Origin of the sequence: Ornithinibacillus bavariensis (assembly GCF_050433565.1) — a bacterium.
GTDB lineage: Bacteria > Bacillota > Bacilli > Bacillales > Amphibacillaceae > Ornithinibacillus > Ornithinibacillus bavariensis.
Genome location: NZ_JBNPWZ010000003.1, coordinates 263509 through 279104, shown reverse-complemented (window position 1 = coordinate 279104; position 15596 = coordinate 263509). Strand labels below are relative to the sequence as shown.

18 protein-coding genes and 2 other annotated features are annotated in these 15596 nt (G+C 35.1%); of the genes, 13 read left to right on the top strand and 5 right to left on the bottom strand.

All coding sequences use genetic code 11. The features are described from left to right. Positions 1 to 147: 147 nt before the first annotated feature. From HNR27_RS08345 to HNR27_RS08295, 11 genes are all read left to right on the top strand, one after another. On the top strand, positions 148 to 537 hold the full coding sequence (locus tag HNR27_RS08345) for a cytosolic protein (RefSeq protein ID WP_212921251.1): 390 nt from the start codon (positions 148 to 150) through the stop codon (positions 535 to 537). A gap of 24 nt (positions 538 to 561) precedes the next feature. Further along, entirely contained in the window at positions 562 to 1023 is a 462-nt protein-coding gene (nrdR, locus tag HNR27_RS08340; RefSeq protein ID WP_212921250.1) for a transcriptional regulator NrdR, read from the top strand. Positions 1024 to 1051: 28 nt separating this feature from the next. Then, positions 1052 to 2407 carry a replication initiation and membrane attachment family protein gene (locus tag HNR27_RS08335; RefSeq protein WP_429339433.1) on the top strand — a complete coding sequence of 452 codons (1356 nt, stop codon included), beginning with the start codon at positions 1052 to 1054 and terminating at the stop codon, positions 2405 to 2407. A 5-nt stretch (positions 2408 to 2412) separates the two neighbouring features. Continuing rightward, positions 2413 to 3342: a primosomal protein DnaI gene (gene dnaI, locus HNR27_RS08330; protein WP_429339432.1), complete on the top strand. Its 930-nt coding sequence runs from the start codon at positions 2413 to 2415 to the stop codon at positions 3340 to 3342. A 165-nt stretch (positions 3343 to 3507) separates the two neighbouring features. Then, positions 3508 to 4362: a putative sporulation protein YtxC gene (gene ytxC, locus HNR27_RS08325; RefSeq protein ID WP_429339431.1), complete on the top strand. Its 855-nt coding sequence runs from the start codon at positions 3508 to 3510 to the stop codon at positions 4360 to 4362. 55 nt (positions 4363 to 4417) lie between these two features. After that, positions 4418 to 4635: a binding site (T-box leader), on the top strand. 93 nt (positions 4636 to 4728) lie between these two features. Beyond that, positions 4729 to 6678 carry a threonine--tRNA ligase gene (gene thrS / locus HNR27_RS08320; RefSeq protein WP_429339430.1) on the top strand — a complete coding sequence of 650 codons (1950 nt, stop codon included), beginning with the start codon at positions 4729 to 4731 and terminating at the stop codon, positions 6676 to 6678. Between the two features lie 409 nt (positions 6679 to 7087). Further along, positions 7088 to 7211 (top strand) — a sequence feature (ribosomal protein L20 leader region). Positions 7212 to 7275: 64 nt separating this feature from the next. Next, positions 7276 to 7782, top strand: a complete 507-nt coding sequence (infC, locus tag HNR27_RS08315; RefSeq protein WP_212921310.1) for a translation initiation factor IF-3 — start codon at positions 7276 to 7278, stop codon at positions 7780 to 7782. Between the two features lie 32 nt (positions 7783 to 7814). After that, on the top strand, positions 7815 to 8009 hold the full coding sequence (gene rpmI / locus HNR27_RS08310; protein ID WP_042146308.1) for a 50S ribosomal protein L35: 195 nt from the start codon (positions 7815 to 7817) through the stop codon (positions 8007 to 8009). 83 nt (positions 8010 to 8092) lie between these two features. Beyond that, positions 8093 to 8452 carry a 50S ribosomal protein L20 gene (gene rplT, locus HNR27_RS08305; RefSeq protein ID WP_212921245.1) on the top strand — a complete coding sequence of 120 codons (360 nt, stop codon included), beginning with the start codon at positions 8093 to 8095 and terminating at the stop codon, positions 8450 to 8452. A gap of 266 nt (positions 8453 to 8718) precedes the next feature. After that, the gene (locus HNR27_RS08300; protein WP_212921244.1) at positions 8719 to 8988 is read left to right on the top strand and encodes a DUF1294 domain-containing protein; all 270 of its coding nucleotides are present in this window, start codon (positions 8719 to 8721) and stop codon (positions 8986 to 8988) included. 84 nt (positions 8989 to 9072) lie between these two features. Then, positions 9073 to 9645 (top strand): TVP38/TMEM64 family protein, encoded by a 573-nt coding sequence (locus tag HNR27_RS08295; RefSeq protein WP_212921243.1) that lies wholly within the window; start codon positions 9073 to 9075, stop codon positions 9643 to 9645. A 29-nt stretch (positions 9646 to 9674) separates the two neighbouring features. Here the strand turns inward: HNR27_RS08295 and HNR27_RS08290 are convergent, their stop codons facing one another. After that, positions 9675 to 10061 carry a sigma-w pathway protein ysdB gene (locus HNR27_RS08290; RefSeq protein ID WP_212921242.1) on the bottom strand — a complete coding sequence of 129 codons (387 nt, stop codon included), beginning with the start codon at positions 10059 to 10061 and terminating at the stop codon, positions 9675 to 9677. Positions 10062 to 10192: 131 nt separating this feature from the next. Between HNR27_RS08290 and HNR27_RS08285 the strand changes: the two genes are divergently transcribed. Beyond that, positions 10193 to 10681 carry a dUTP diphosphatase gene (locus tag HNR27_RS08285; RefSeq protein ID WP_429339429.1) on the top strand — a complete coding sequence of 163 codons (489 nt, stop codon included), beginning with the start codon at positions 10193 to 10195 and terminating at the stop codon, positions 10679 to 10681. A gap of 59 nt (positions 10682 to 10740) precedes the next feature. Then, on the top strand, positions 10741 to 11826 hold the full coding sequence (locus HNR27_RS08280; RefSeq protein ID WP_429339428.1) for a M42 family metallopeptidase: 1086 nt from the start codon (positions 10741 to 10743) through the stop codon (positions 11824 to 11826). A gap of 47 nt (positions 11827 to 11873) precedes the next feature. Here HNR27_RS08280 and HNR27_RS08275 read toward each other — a convergent pair whose 3' ends face one another. Genes HNR27_RS08275 through HNR27_RS08260 form a run of 4 tightly spaced genes read right to left on the bottom strand, consistent with a single transcriptional unit; the run spans position 11874 to position 15577 of the window. After that, the gene (locus tag HNR27_RS08275) at positions 11874 to 12500 is read right to left on the bottom strand and encodes a lytic transglycosylase domain-containing protein (RefSeq protein WP_429339427.1); all 627 of its coding nucleotides are present in this window, start codon (positions 12498 to 12500) and stop codon (positions 11874 to 11876) included. Between the two features lie 60 nt (positions 12501 to 12560). Further along, positions 12561 to 13232: an ABC transporter ATP-binding protein gene (locus tag HNR27_RS08270; RefSeq protein WP_429339426.1), complete on the bottom strand. Its 672-nt coding sequence runs from the start codon at positions 13230 to 13232 to the stop codon at positions 12561 to 12563. After that, positions 13225 to 14358 (bottom strand): ABC transporter permease, encoded by a 1134-nt coding sequence (locus tag HNR27_RS08265; RefSeq protein WP_429339425.1) that lies wholly within the window; start codon positions 14356 to 14358, stop codon positions 13225 to 13227. The genes HNR27_RS08270 and HNR27_RS08265 overlap by 8 nt, the downstream gene beginning before the upstream one ends. Further along, a complete protein-coding gene (locus HNR27_RS08260; protein WP_429339424.1) occupies positions 14351 to 15577 on the bottom strand; it encodes an ABC transporter permease in 1227 nt (408 codons plus the stop codon). The genes HNR27_RS08265 and HNR27_RS08260 overlap by 8 nt, the downstream gene beginning before the upstream one ends. Positions 15578 to 15596: the final 19 nt, after the last annotated feature.

Sequence of the window (15596 nt, the reverse complement as noted above, 5' to 3'; positions counted from 1 at the left end):
TTTCACTAGACATATCCATCCAGTAAGCTTCGATTGAAGCTTCCGTGTTCCCCTCTAGCAAAAATTATACTAGGGTAATCCTTAAAAACATGTTAAAATAAAAAGAGTAACTGTAAAGCGGACGTAAAGATATGGGAGTTGAATTGAATGTCTTTAGGAAATACATTATCGAAGTATTTTAATAATCGTGCGGAGACGTCTGAAAAACATTGGGATAAGGATCTCCAAACACATTATTATAAAACTACTAAAGATAAGGGCCTAGCAAAATTAGAAGAAATAATAAGTGGCTCTAGTGAATACAAAATCAACTCTGTTTCTACTGATCACGGAGAAATTAGCTTCCATGTTGTAAAAGGAAAAAAGGCGTTTGTTATCGGAACGGTTATTATGGTTCGCCCATACCAAACCGCAATTGATTTCACTGTTACAACGGAGTCAGCATTACCTTTTGATTTTGGTTATAGTTCGAAGCTAATAAAAAAGTTATACGAGAGAATAAATAAAGACCTTCCTTTATTGGATAAACAAAACTAAGCATGAAAAAATGAGGTTTATGTGATGAGATGCTCTAATTGTCATTATAAAAATACGAAAGTGTTAGATTCTAGACCAATTGAAGATGGCCGTTCCATTCGTAGAAGAAGAGAATGTGAGAAATGTGGCTACCGATTTACTACGTTTGAACGGATTGAGGAAGTTCCATTAATCGTTGTAAAAAAAGATGGGACAAGACAAGAGTTTAGCAGGGAAAAGCTTGTCCGCGGTTTAATAAAAGCCTGTGAGAAAAGACCTGTTTCTATTGACCAAATGGAAGAAATTGCATTTGATGTCGAGAAAGAGCTACGGAATATTGGTGCTTCTGAAATTGATAGTAAAGATGTAGGAGAAATGGTAATGGAACGACTTTCCAAGGTCGATGATGTGGCTTATGTTCGTTTTGCTTCCGTATATCGCCAATTCAAGGACATCAATGTGTTCTTAGATGAACTAAAAGATTTAATCACAGATAAGAAGAATTAAGCAGATACTTTAAAAAGGAAGGGTTAAGATGAACTATATTGGAAAAATCTTGCCAGTAGATGGCTATATGGTCGACTTACATGGTAATCTACCAGTAGATTATTCAAAATCGTTAACCCATCTATATTTACCTTTAATTGGTATAAAAGCAGTGATGCTTTATCAAACCTTACTTCATGAAATGGAGTTTAAAGAAATAGCACCTATTCAGACACACCATACAATCATGAATTACTTAAACATATCATTAGTTGATATATATGAGGCAAGACTAAGGTTGGAAGGAATAGGACTACTAAAGACCTTTGAAAATAAAACACCAGAGCAAACAGTCTATTATTATGTTTTACAAAGTCCTTTTTCTCCAAATGACTTCTTTAAAGATGCTATGCTATCACAATTATTATTCCATCATGTGGGACAAGATAAATATTCTATGCTTAAGTCGCATTATGTTGGTCATTTCGAACAGCCAAGTGGTCAAAATGTAACAGCATCATTCCATGAAGTTTTTGATACGATAATTCCAGATGCAAATGCCTACCATAAAGTTGAGAGAATTCCCGAGAATCAAGGTCCACATATAGATTCCATTGATTTTTCCTGGATGGAGCATATGCTGAAGTCTCGAATGATACCTTATAGACGGGTGTTAACTACTGAAAACAAGCGAATTATTACTCAAATGATGCACTTATATGGATTAGCTGAATATGAAGTCGAAAAATGTGTTCTTTGGGCATTAACAGATGAAAATTATCTTGATATTGATGAATTTAAAGAAGCCTGTCATGACACCTTTAAGAATGCACGTAAAGAGGCGAGTGTACAATTGGTTACACGAGAGACAGAACCAGCTCCAACGAAAAGGCAGCAGCCAATCACTAAAGAAGAGCAGTTCATTCTTGAATTAGAGAGGATTTCTCCAAAGCAATTGCTAGAGGATCTATCTAGTGGTAACCATGCTTCTGAACAAGATTTAAAGGTAATACGAGAAATTATGACAACCCAAGGTCTACCTTCACCAGTAATGAATGTATTAATACATTACGTATTATTACAAACTAATATGAAGCTTTCGAAGGCATATCTAGAGACGATTGCAAGTCACTGGTCACGAGCAAATTTAAAAACAGCTAAAGAAGCGATGGAATTTGCCAAAAGAGAAAAAGAGCGATACCGCCAATCAATAGAGAAAAAACAAAATCAACGAACATACCGAAAACAGTCTTCTAAAGAAGTTGTTCCAGATTGGTTTAAGGAAAGAAAACAAAAGACTACCACTATACAAACCGATACGATCAGTGAAGTAGAACTACAAGAAATGGAAAGTATCTTGAACAAATATTCTAGTGGCGGAAAAAATAGTCATTTGCAAGGATGATTGAAATGAAACCAGTACAATCTACATTAAAAAAATGGATGGAAAAAAATGAGAATTTCCAGGAAAATTATGTAAAAATACGAAATGAGGTCTTACAAGACCCGGAAATTAAGGAATTTTTGTCTCTGCATCCTGACCTACCAAAGCAAGAAATAGAAAAAAGCTTGATTAAATTCTATGAATACAAGACACAATCCAAACAATGTGATCATTGTGCGTCTTTTGGTGCTTGTAAGAATATGTTGCAAGGATATTCTCCAATACTTCGTGTGGAGAATAATGAAATTCATCTTTCTTATGAAAAGTGTCATAGTCGAATTATGTTTGAGAAAGAGCAGCAGCAACATAAGCTTATAGAAAGTTTGTATATGCCTAGGGAGATATTAGAGGCTACGATGGATGGTATTGATCGTGATCCAAATAGAGGCAAGGCTATTATAGAAATGGGACATTTCTTAAGCGAATTAAAAAATGGTATACCATCAAAAGGAATTTATTTTTACGGTCCCTTCGGAGTAGGAAAAACATATTTTCTAGGGGCAATCGCAAACGAATTAAAAAAATATAATATTTCTTCTATGCTAATTTATATGCCGGAATTTGTCCGTGAAATTAAGTCATCCATCAAAGATGATTCTATTAATGAAAAAATCGATTATTTTAAAAAGGCTGATGTTTTAATGCTTGATGACATTGGTGCAGAAACACAATCAGCATGGTTCCGGGATGAGGTTCTTGGTACAATTTTACAGTATCGGATGATGGAAAGATTACCTGTATTTTTTACATCCAATTATAGTATGGAACAATTAGAGGAACAATTAGCCAAGTCTACTCGTGGTGATATAGAAACCGTCAAAGCGGGCAGAATTATGGAAAGAATTAAACAAGTAAGCCAAGAAGTACCAATTTTTGCAGACAATCGTAGGAATTAAATTGAAGTCAATAAAAGTCTATCTTTTATTGGCTTTTTTTATTGTAAAGTAAGGTATATCACTCTTTTTCATTTACTAAAGTTACTAGTTTTACTGGATTATTCATTTTTTAAAAGCTATGTCCATATAATGTAACAGTTTGGTTTTGGATGAGGGTGAGAGGATTTGCTGGATATTTATTTTACGTCTAACAAAGAAGTAATCAGTTTTTGTGAGCAATTATTCCATTATAACAAGAAAATTGAATTGCATTGGAAAACAAGTGAAGAATGGGGGAATCATTTACAAATAGAATATAATCCAACTGATTCAGTGTTAATAGATGCTATTGTTAAAGCAATGGTCGATGTCTTTGTTACCCATCGATTAACTACAATGATAAAGGGAATAGTAGAGGAATATTATTATTACTCTGATCAGGATGAGATTGAAAAGATAGTTGATCTAACACATTGGTTGTTTGCCGGTGAAGATGATGAAAGTGTCAAGGTACGAAACCAAAAGGACGACCCTATACAATTATTGTATTCCTTGATGGTGGCAGATGTAAAAAATACGACAACGATACATTTTGATTCCATTGTTAATTTTAGGTTAAAACTTTTCAAGGATAATTTAGTAAATTTGGTTGGTTTGGCAATAGAGGAATATAAACGAGAAGAGGACCACCAAGAATTTGTAAATATGTTAAGAGAATATATTGCGAAGAAAGAACCATCTTACAATATTGTACATATTCTACAAGGAAACGATTTTTCATTTTTTAAATCGAGTGGTAAACCGTTTACTAGAATGGAGCTACGTGTGCTAATGCAAAAGGAACCGCTTTATATCGTTGGTTTAGATGAGGATGAGTTAAATTTGGCACCATTAGTTGCAATGGCACCTCGTAAAATCAAAATTTATGGTGATCATCCATCAGAGCCAAAAACATTAACGGTCATAAATGTTTTTCAGGAAAGAGTTGATTTTGAGCCGTTTAATAAGTTTCCTTTTCCCTATTATTTTAAAAATCAATAACAGGACTTGATTATTGTTAAAAGTAGCGCTATAATGTGGATTATATTTAATAGGTTTATCAGTAACGACAAGGACATGATCATTTGTTACCTGTTATGCCCAGAGAGGGAAGTAGCTTGCTGAAAGCTTCCTCATACAGCCGAATGATTACCACCTTCGAGCTCTACTTTTGAAGGATTAGTAAAAAGTAGCGTAAATCTGCGTTAAAGATTAAAGCCGTATTCTATATACGGGAAATAGGGTGGAACCACGTGACCAACGCTCGTCCCTTTGCAATAATGCAGAGGGATGGGCGTTTTTTAATTCCAGGAGTAATAGTAACTTCTCCAACGAAAGAGAAAGAATATTTTACAAGGAGTGTAAAAAATGGCAGAAATCAAAATCATTTTTCCTGATGGAGCTAGTAAGGATTTCCCACAAGGTACAACTGGTGAAGAAATTGCCGCTTCCATTTCACCTGGCTTAAAAAAACAAGCCTTAGCTATTAAATTAGATGGTAAGCTATACGACCTAAAGCGTGAGCTAAACCAAGGTGGAGCTATTGAGATTATCACATATAAAAATAAAGAGGGTGTTGAAATTGCACGCCACTCAACTGCCCATTTAATGGCACAAGCGATTAAACGTTTATATAAAAACGTAAAATTTGGTGTTGGGCCAGTTATTGAAGAGGGATTCTATTATGATTTCGATATGGAGGAGAAGGTAACTCCTGATGATTTATCCAAAATCGAAAAAGAAATGCAGCGAATTGTCGATGAAAATTTACCAATTGAACGTATTGAGGTTACTCGAGACGAAGCAAAGAGAATGTTTACTGAAATTGGTGATAACCTAAAATTAGAATTAATCGACGCTATTCCAGATGATGAACAAGTTACAATCTATAAACAAGGCGAATTTTTTGACCTATGTCGTGGCGTGCATGTACCTTCAACTAGTAAATTAAAGGCGTTTAAGCTTTTAAGTATCTCTGGAGCATACTGGCGTGGGGATAGTAACAACAAACAGCTACAACGTATTTACGGTACGGCATTTGAAAAACAATCTCAGGTAGAAGAATACCTTCATATCTTAGAAGAGCGGAAAGAGCGTGACCACCGTAAGCTTGGAAAAGAGCTTGAAATATTTACAATCAATCAAAAGGTTGGTCAGGGATTACCACTTTGGTTACCTAAGGGAGCAACAATTCGTCGTCAGATTGAGCGCTATATTGTTGATTTAGAAGAAAGACTAGGCTATAACCATGTATATACTCCAGTTCTTGCAAATGTAGACCTATATAAAACTAGTGGACACTGGGATCACTACCAAGAGGATATGTTCCCTACTATGCAAATGGATAATGAAGAATTGGTTCTTCGTCCGATGAACTGCCCACATCATATGATGGTATTTAAAAACCAATTGTGGAGCTATCGTAACCTACCTGTCCGTATTGCGGAGCTTGGAACTATGCATCGTTATGAGATGTCTGGGGCACTTGCTGGATTACAGCGTGTACGTGCAATGACACTCAATGATGCCCATATTTTTGCTCGACCAGATCAATTAAAGGAAGAATTCATTCGCGTTGTTGAATTAATTCAGCATGTGTACAAAGATTTCGGTATAGACGATTACTACTTCCGTCTTTCTTATCGTGATCCTGAAGATAAGGAAAAATATATTGATGATGATGAAATGTGGGAAAAAACACAAAGTATCCTAAAAGAAACAATGGAAGATATGAACCTAGACTATGTGGAAGCAGAAGGGGAAGCAGCATTCTATGGTCCTAAGCTAGATGTCCAAGTAAAAACCGCTTTAGGTAAAGATGAGACATTGTCCACTGTTCAAATTGATGTGTTATTACCAGAGCGATTTGAGCTTTCTTATATTGGAGAAGATGGTAAAGAACATCGCCCAGTTGTCATTCACCGTGGAGTAGTTTCAACGATGGAGCGATTTGTTGCATTCCTTCTTGAGGAATATAAAGGGGCATTCCCTACATGGTTAGCACCAGTTCAAGTGAAAGTAATTCCAGTTTCTCCTCAAGCGCATTTAGATTACGCGAAGAAGGTAGCTGAGAAATTACAATACCAAGGAATTCGTGTTGAAGTAGATGAGCGTGACGAGAAGATTGGATATAAGATACGTGAAGCTCAAACTGAAAAAATTCCATTTGCCCTTGTAGTTGGGGATAAAGAAATGGAAGATGATGCTGTAAATGTAAGAAGATACGGAGAGCAAAAATCAGAAACACTTTCCTATGCTGATTTTGAAAAGTTAATCAAAGATGAGATTGACAAGAAAGTATTACGTGTAAAGAAATAGATTCTATTTAAGCATAGATGATCCTATAAAAGAAAGAATAAAGCCTATGATAAAATGATTGCTTAACCACATGAAATCGTCACGATACGGATTTCATGTGGGTTTAATTTTATCTAATTATAATGTTTTACCTTCTTTCAATGATAATTTTGAAGTCGATGTTACCTATTCAAACCAAATGAATGGATGGTGTATTGTTCATCTAGGATAGGTAAGTTCATGGGTTTTATTGGATATTGATAGTTTTCTTTTTGTCGCAATGTTTAAACAAATCAAAGGGAAATACCAGTAGAATTACACTAAACTTCCAAAAAACGAATAAGTAGTGTATACTAAATAGAGTATGAAGGGTTGACACTTTATTCAAGCATATGTTAATCTATAACAGTTGAATAAAATTGAATGATCAAAAGACAAGTAGAGGCACCCGCTTCTCACCTGTTCAACGCCTACAAGCAGTTGACTGGTTCACAGCTTTATGAATGACTAAAAGACGTGTGGGTGCATTTGTGTGCCCACATTTTTTTATTGAAGTACTTGTCCGTAATGATCAGAAACCCAAAAATCACTTGGAGGTGGCTGGCTATTAACAAAGATATGAACGTTAATGAAAAGATTCGTGCGAAAGAAGTACGATTAATTGATTCTAACGGTGATCAACTAGGTGTTAAAACACGTCAAGAGGCTCTAGAACTTGCTCAAAAAGCAAATCTTGACCTTGTCATGGTAGCACCTAATGCAAAACCACCAGTTTGTAGAATCATGAACTACGGTAAATTCCGTTACGAGCAACAAAAGAAGGATAAAGAAGCTCGCAAAAATCAAAAAGTTATTAACGTTAAAGAAGTGCGCTTTACACCTGGAATTGGCGATCATGACTTTAATACAAAATTAAAGAATGCACGTAAGTTCCTTGAAAAAGGTGATAAAGTAAAAGCTGCAGTTCGTTTCCGCGGACGTGCAATTACGCATAAGGAGCTTGGTCAAGAAGTATTAGACCGCTTTGCAGAAGAGGTTAAGGATATCGCAACAGTGGAATCTAAGCCTAAGATGGAAGGTCGTAATATGTTTATGATGCTTGCTCCAAATAATGAAAATAAATGATAAGCATTTAAGCATTCGAGGAGGAAATCTACATGCCAAAAATGAAAACCCATAAGGGTTCTGCAAAACGTTTCAAGAAAACCGGATCTGGAAAAGTAAAAAGATCACATGCTTATACAAGCCATATGTTTGCTCATAAGTCTCAAAAGCAAAAACGTAAATTACGTAAAGGTACTTTAGTATCTTCTGGTGACTACAAGCGTATCAAAGCAATGCTTCCTAAATAAGAAGTATTGTATTTGTGAAATAACAATTACTAAATAAACTAAATGGACATACAACGAACGTATTGTATTAGGAGGGAATTACTATGCCACGTGTTAAAGGTGGAACAGTTACGCGTGCTCGTCGTAAACGCGTACTTAAATTAGCTAAAGGTTATTACGGTTCAAAGAGAACTTTATTTAAAACTGCAAAACAACAAGTTATGAAATCAGGTCAATATGCATATCGTGACCGTAAAGCGAAAAAACGTGAATTCCGTAAGCTTTGGATTGCTCGTATTAACGCTGCAGCACGTATGAATGACCTTTCTTATAACAAACTAATGCACGGATTAAAATTAGCAGGTATTGAAATCAACCGTAAAATGTTGTCAGATCTTGCTATCCATGATGAGCAAGCATTTGCTCAACTAGCTGAAAAGGCTAAAGCTGCATTAAATAACTAAGACGATGAGGCAATGGGGCTATGCCCCTGCCTCATTTTTTTTTTATAAATTGGCCCAGGTTATGATTAATAAAAAAGTTGAGAGATTCTTTACCGGTAAAGAGTGAAGTGAAAATGAAGGAAATATCCGTAAGAAAATACATGTTACAGTAGAAAGACCAGTTAAAATTTTTGCAATATTGCCGGAGAGAACAGCTGCTGTTCTTGTTATAAAGAATTGGAATTAGCTGTGATTATTTATTACGATTTAATGAGGGGGCTTTATTCATGGGAATACAAGAACTAGTATATTATTTAGGATTTGCAAATATCATCGGTTTTATTTTTATGGGAGTAGATAAGAAAAAGGCAAGAAATGATGAATGGAGGATACCAGAACGGACTCTTTGGGGAATTGCGGTCCTAGGTGGTGCACTTGGATCCTATATAGGAATGAAAGTTTTTCATCATAAAACGAAACATAACTCATTCCGGATAGGAATGCCTTTACTAGTAGTAATAGATGTTGCATTATTTGGTTATTTTTTCATGTCATAATAGCTCGTCTTATGTCATATACATGTACCGTTAGGCTAGGTTATATATGTATTCTTTCTTACTCGATCAAGAAGGAGGAAGGTTATGGAGCTATTTGGTAACTATATAATGGCCATCGTACAAACAGGTGGACTATTTGCCCCACTTATATTCATTGCTGTTCATTTGCTTCGACCGATGTTTTTTCTACCTGTTGTGTTTATTTGTGTATCCGGGGGAATCCTTTTTGGTGTACTGGCAGGAACTGTATATTCCATTATAGGAATTACCTTATCTAGTATTATCTTTTATTTTCTTATTCGCTTCATGCCTAAAATGTCTGAACGATTATTACGAATGAAGAAGAAGTTATTAGGAAAGCATGTGGAATTGACGACAACTCAAATCTCTTTATTGAGACTTATACCATTTATCCATTTTCACTTGTTATCACTATGTTTAATTGAAATTACAACTAGCTTTAAGGATTATACTAAATCATCCATTTTGACGAATATACCACTTGCGGTTATATATACATCAATAGGACAATGGCTATCCAGTTTATCGCCAATGCATATTCTCTTATCTTTAACTGCTTTATTACTACTAATCTATGCATTGCGCAGAAAAGAGATCGTGATTAAATGGGAAGAATTCTTTCAAACCACTACATAAAGGCGCATCTAGTTTTATAGTTGCGCCCTTTATTTTGTCACGATTAGTTTATCAATAGGATGCTTCCAGGTTACTTTAGCGTACGGGTAACGGATAAGAAGTTCTTTTTCTAAAAAATAAATATCATCCCTTGTTAAGCCCTGCAGCTCAATGGGGTCTGTCACAGTAACATGAATATCGACTATCTCAAATGAATTCTCTGTTGTTCCCACATATTTTTCTCCTTCAAACTGGCATCCCTTATATACAAGACGAATATTTTTCTTACTATTCCATTGTTCATCAATAAAATAAAATCCATTTGAGATTTTTGCATGCTGCAAGAGTCTTTCTGGATTACGAAAGTATTGTATAATAGAATACAAAAGTAAAATAATGGCCGCTATTATTAAGATGCGAAACAAAATGACTATCATGTACCATCGTCTCCCTGGTAATCGTTATTATTCTGCAATACGAAATAGTAGCATAGAAGGTTTCATTATTTTTATTAAATATTTGTTACATAGTAAATATCAGGGAAAATAGCTTAAAAAGGAGTTTTACAATGGACTGGCAATCATTATTTTCCATGCAGAGGCAACTAGATTCATACATCGAATCTAATCACAATTTGTCCGATAAAGATTTATTTCAAGAAAAGTATTTAGCTTTATTGGTTGAGCTTGGTGAATTAGCAAATGAAACGAGATGCTTTAAGTTTTGGAGTAATAAAGCGAGAAGTAGTAAGGAAGTTATTTTAGAAGAATATGTAGACGGAATTCATTTTATTTTATCATTAGGACTTGAAAAGGGACTAGTCTATACATCTACAACCCCACTGGTGTTAGTAGATCTTACGGAAACGGAATTATTTAACAATGTCTTTGAAGATTGTGTATCGTTTAAAAATAATCCATCTCAGACAAACTATGAACGTTTATTCCAAGGATATTTACTTTTAGGTTTGAAGCTTGGTTTTGAAGAAGAAGACATCTATGAGGCATATATGAAAAAAAATGAAGTAAATTATAAACGCCAAAACAATGGCTATTAATACCCTAATTATTTAAAAAACTGTATACTAAAGGGGAAATAATCAAAGGAGGTATCACTATGGCTCAATTAGATGAAACATTGTCGATGTTAAAGGAATTAACAGAAGCTAAAGGAATCTCAGGTCATGAAAAGGAATCTCGAGATGTTATGGAAAAATACATACAACCTTATGCGGATGAAGTATTTACAGATAATATCGGTAGCTTAATCGCCAAAAAAGTAGGCGAAGAAAATGGTCCTAAAATTATGGTTGCAGGGCATCTTGATGAAATTGGTTTTATGGTAACAAGAATCGATGATAAAGGATTTGTCTATTTTCAGACGATTGGTGGTTGGTGGAGCCAGGTCATGCTTTCCCAACGCGTAACAATTATGACGTCAAAAGGAGATGTCACCGGGGTTATTGGTTCAAAACCACCACATATTCTTTCCGCTGCAGATCGGAAAAAGCCTGTTGACATAAAAGATATGTTTATTGATATTGGAGCATCAAGTAAGGAAGAGGCAGGAGAATTTGGGGTAAGACCAGGAGATTCCATTGTTCCTTACTTTGAGTTTACGCCACTTAAAAATGAAAAATTACTACTTGCAAAGGCATGGGATAACCGTATCGGCTGTGCCATTGCTATTGAAGTATTGAAAAAATTGAAGGATGAAAAACATCCTAATATTGTTTATGGTGTTGGAACTGTACAGGAGGAAGTAGGGCTACGGGGAGCTAAAACAAGTGCTTATGCGATAAAGCCGGATATAGGCTTTGGAGTGGATGTTGGTATTGCAGGGGACACGCCAGGAATTAAAGAACAGGATGCAGATAATAAAATTGGTAAAGGACCACAGATAGTCCTTTATGATGCTTCGATGATTTCTCACAAAGGAGTTCGTGACCTAGTCATTCAAACTGCTGAGGAGCATCATATTCCATTCCAGTACACTTCTATTGCTGCTGGTGGTACAGATTCGGGTTCTATTCACTTAACAGCAAATGGTGTGCCTTCATTATCCATAACTATAGCAACTCGTTATATCCATTCACATGCCGGAATACTCCATCGTGATGATTTTGAAAATGCAGTCAAGCTTATTGTAGAAGTGATTAAAAAGCTTGACCGTAAAACGGTAGATGAAATTTTCTTAGCATAACAAATGAAAAAGCCTGAACTGATAAAAAAGTTCAGGCTTTTTCATTGTTAACCGAGATATCGTTGCATTACTTTTTGAACATAGTTCTGCGTTTCTTTAAATGGAGGTATACCTTGATATTTATCTACATTACCTGGGCCCGCATTATATGCAGCTAACGCTAGTTCAATATTCCCATTATACCGATTAAGCATGTCACGTAAGTATTTCGTACCACCACTTATATTCTGTTGCGGATCATATGGATTTAATACTCCAAGGCCCCTGGCAGTACCTGGCATTAGCTGCATCAAACCTTGAGCTCCTGCACTACTCTTTGCAAAGGGATTATAATTAGATTCAGTTTCAATAACCGAATGGATTAATTTCTCATTAATACCATATTTCTGTGAGGCATTTCTAATATATGCATCAAAATCCTTTGTAGATGTGTTGGGAATAGCAGTATTATATGTATCTAACGAACCCATCATATTGATATATGGATAATTAATCGTGTTTGTTGGTGTATAAGTCTGTGTATTCTGTTGGCCATTCTCAAGCAATTCATTCTCCAATATTTGCTTAAAAGCCATATCTACAATAGGAGAAAAGCTAGATAAAGAACTATTTCCAGAGTTCAGAATTGACATAGCTTGTAATTGCATTAGTGATTGTATTTGTCTAATATCCATCGTGAAAAGTCGCCCCTTAATTTCTCTACTACTATTCTACTATATATCATTGATAAAATGCTAGACCGAAATTATTTCTTTTCCAGATTTGCGTAAGAGTTCTTCGTAGAATCGATCATTTCCAATACAAAGGATTCGATCACATAGCTCACGTATTTCGTCCATATCATGAGAGGTATAAACAATGATTCGGTTAAATTCTTTCGCTTGTTTCCATAGATAAGTCCCAATTTCTTTTTTCGATTTTAAATCAATTCCTACAGTAGGCTCATCTAATAATAATACTTTGGGATCGTGAATTAACGTAATTGCTAGGTTTAACTTACGTTTCATTCCGCCTGATAATGTTTTTGCTGGCTCATCCCATTTGTTGAGATTCATGTCATGACATAATTGCTTCAATTGTACTTCCGACTTCGATTGATAGGATAGCTTTTCAAAGAAATGCATGTTTTCCCTTACACTTAGCTCATCCCAAATAGCGATATCCTGTGGAACGAATCCAATATGTTTTCGAATTTCTTTTGTGTCTTTTCCGTATGTTAATGAATCTAATGAAATAGTACCCTTATCAGGACTATCAATAGTAGCTAGCAGTCTTAATAGAGTTGATTTACCAGCGCCATTTTCACCGACCAGTCCAATAATCTCTCCAGGATGAATCTGAAAAGAGAGTTGATGGAGAACCTGATTTTTTGCATAGCGCTTTGACAAAGAATCTACCTTAAGCATTGAATCTCTCCTTTCTGAACAGGGTAATCAGTACTAAAAAGATACTAATAACTCCCCAAATTATAGTGATTTTACCGGCAAGAAATTCGTGTAATGGATTAATTTGTGTTAATAATCGTGTTTTTGGTATAAATCCTTCAATAGGGAGGATAGTGCCACTTATAATTGCAATGATTAATGCTAGTAATATAGTAACAGTATAGAATGTGCCTTTGGAGCGAAAACAATTGGCAATGCTGAAGGCAAGTCCTGTCATCATAATTCGAAAACTCAATATATGTATCACTAACGGAACGGATATCAATTCATGTAAAAATACTGTGAATAAGGTTATTGCAAGTAAATCAAACAGCAAAAACAGTAGGAGATATAGGCATATATTTTGAAAATAGTAGGAAGCTCTCGACATTCTTAAAAAGGAAATTCGTGTCGTAACGGTCATAGTTTTTTCATGTATCACCCAATCCGATAAAAATAATGTAGTGATAAAACTTAAAATTGCCCATAGACCCCAAGTATTCCATGCTATTAATGGCGTATTTTCCACTTGTTGTTCTGAATGATAATAACGAAAAGCTGTATTTAATAAATTTTCATCTTGTTGAATCTCCTTGCTTTTTTCGGAAATTTCATCCCATGTCCAGGATGCTTGTCCATTATATTGTTCATTCATGTCTAGGATAAAATGTGCTGCTTTAGCACGACCTGTTTCTTCTTGAACAAGGGATACAATCATTTCCTTTACTGGTGCATAAGCAAGGGACAAATCTGTTTGATAGCTGGATATAATATTATTTCGTTTTCCTTTCAAAATAGAGCTTTCATACCCATCATGGATGACAAAAACACTGTCTAAATCATGTTTCTCTAATTGATAGAGTGCTTCTTCTTCCGTAAGAGTATATACCTGTACAAGATTAGAAGCTTTAACTTTTTCCATAAGCGCATGAGCTAAGGCAGAATCATCCTCTACTACTAATCCAATCGGTATACGGGAATCTTCTTGAATCGAATTAGTCATCGTTATGATAAGAATCGTTCCCATGATAGGCAGTATTAACCAAAATAGCATGGAAAAGGGTCTTTTTTTCCACAATAGAAAACGTGCATATAACATATCATTCATTTCTCACACGCTCCTTTACAAACGATGCCCCTATTAGTAGTAAAAAGCTGACTACCAACGTTAAAATTATGGGAATGAATTCTACATAATTCCGTCCATTAAGCATTATTTCTTCTAACCAGTAAAAAACTTGATTGGAAAAAATAAACGGAAGGATGTCTTGAATATACAATGGTAAATATATAGCTGGTAGTAATGATCCGCTGGCAAGAAGTAGGAGGCTGGTCACAAGAATTTGTACGGTTAGCCGTAGCATCTGTGAGGACACGATAGCTTCTATTAACGCCAAGAAGGATAATAAAGTAAGATTATATAACACGATGAACAGAATTAGTTTTCCATAACTAGCTGTGTCCATGGAAATAGATAGTGAATAATTTAATCCGATAAATAACAGTACACCTAGTAAACTAGTTATTAAGACAGTAACTATAATTCTTGCGACTATTTGCTGAAAATCTGTAACACCATAAAGTGACATTCGTGTTTGTAGTTCATTTGATGCCTCTTTATAAAGGAATAGATAGACCATTACTGTCCACATCGTGATAACAAAGAACGCTCCTGCAATGCCAAAATATTTTATTGGTGAAGTGGTGGAATTATTGGTTAATTTGTTTTGATCCAGTAATTGGTCCTTCCCGATTGCATAAAGCAAAAATTCATGAAACTGTGCTAACACAATTTCATTTCTAGTTTTCGTATCAAGATCTAATTGTTTAGCAAAATGGTTAATCGTTAAAATATTTGCCTGTGACGCACTAATATGTCGAGCAGCACTATCAACTAAACCTTTAATAAGAAAACTTTCAAGCTGACGATTCGGATTCCCTACAACTGTAACAACTACCGATTCTCCGTAATAGAGTTTTTTTGTAAATGACTCTGGAAAAAGTATGTAAGACACGAATTCATCCTTCTCTATAGCTGTTTGTGCTTTCTGTTCAGAAGTTTGCTTCATATGTATGAAATCACCGAGCTGTGATGATTGTTCAAGTAGGCTGATCACCATCTCAGTTTCTGCTGTTTGATCTAGGTCTACCAATCCAATTTGCAATGGATTTTCTTCTAAATTGGAAAAATAGGAAACGATAATAACAGTAACCAGTCCGATTAAAAGGAATGGAAAAAGTAAAAGAAGAGGAAGTGAAAGCCACTTCCTCCTGAGTTGCAAGAAATTATTTTTGGTGAATAATGGGACAAACTTCAGGAATTGCATTAAGTTCACCTGCTTTATA

Coding starts and splice junctions, on each gene's coding strand:
- HNR27_RS08345 (WP_212921251.1), top strand. CDS start 148: ATGTCTTTAGGAAATACATTATCGAAGTATTTTAATAATCGTGCGGAG.
- HNR27_RS08275 (WP_429339427.1), bottom strand. CDS start 12,500: ATGGATATTAGACAAATACAATCACTAATGCAATTACAAGCTATGTCA.
- HNR27_RS08270 (WP_429339426.1), bottom strand. CDS start 13,232: ATGCTTAAGGTAGATTCTTTGTCAAAGCGCTATGCAAAAAATCAGGTT.
- HNR27_RS08335 (WP_429339433.1), top strand. CDS start 1,052: ATGAACTATATTGGAAAAATCTTGCCAGTAGATGGCTATATGGTCGAC.
- infC (WP_212921310.1), top strand. CDS start 7,276: ATGAACGTTAATGAAAAGATTCGTGCGAAAGAAGTACGATTAATTGAT.
- HNR27_RS08285 (WP_429339429.1), top strand. CDS start 10,193: ATGGACTGGCAATCATTATTTTCCATGCAGAGGCAACTAGATTCATAC.
- dnaI (WP_429339432.1), top strand. CDS start 2,413: ATGAAACCAGTACAATCTACATTAAAAAAATGGATGGAAAAAAATGAG.
- nrdR (WP_212921250.1), top strand. CDS start 562: ATGAGATGCTCTAATTGTCATTATAAAAATACGAAAGTGTTAGATTCT.
- HNR27_RS08300 (WP_212921244.1), top strand. CDS start 8,719: ATGGGAATACAAGAACTAGTATATTATTTAGGATTTGCAAATATCATC.
- HNR27_RS08290 (WP_212921242.1), bottom strand. CDS start 10,061: ATGATAGTCATTTTGTTTCGCATCTTAATAATAGCGGCCATTATTTTA.
- HNR27_RS08260 (WP_429339424.1), bottom strand. CDS start 15,577: ATGCAATTCCTGAAGTTTGTCCCATTATTCACCAAAAATAATTTCTTG.
- HNR27_RS08280 (WP_429339428.1), top strand. CDS start 10,741: ATGGCTCAATTAGATGAAACATTGTCGATGTTAAAGGAATTAACAGAA.
- HNR27_RS08295 (WP_212921243.1), top strand. CDS start 9,073: ATGGAGCTATTTGGTAACTATATAATGGCCATCGTACAAACAGGTGGA.
- rplT (WP_212921245.1), top strand. CDS start 8,093: ATGCCACGTGTTAAAGGTGGAACAGTTACGCGTGCTCGTCGTAAACGC.
- rpmI (WP_042146308.1), top strand. CDS start 7,815: ATGCCAAAAATGAAAACCCATAAGGGTTCTGCAAAACGTTTCAAGAAA.
- HNR27_RS08265 (WP_429339425.1), bottom strand. CDS start 14,358: ATGAATGATATGTTATATGCACGTTTTCTATTGTGGAAAAAAAGACCC.
- thrS (WP_429339430.1), top strand. CDS start 4,729: ATGGCAGAAATCAAAATCATTTTTCCTGATGGAGCTAGTAAGGATTTC.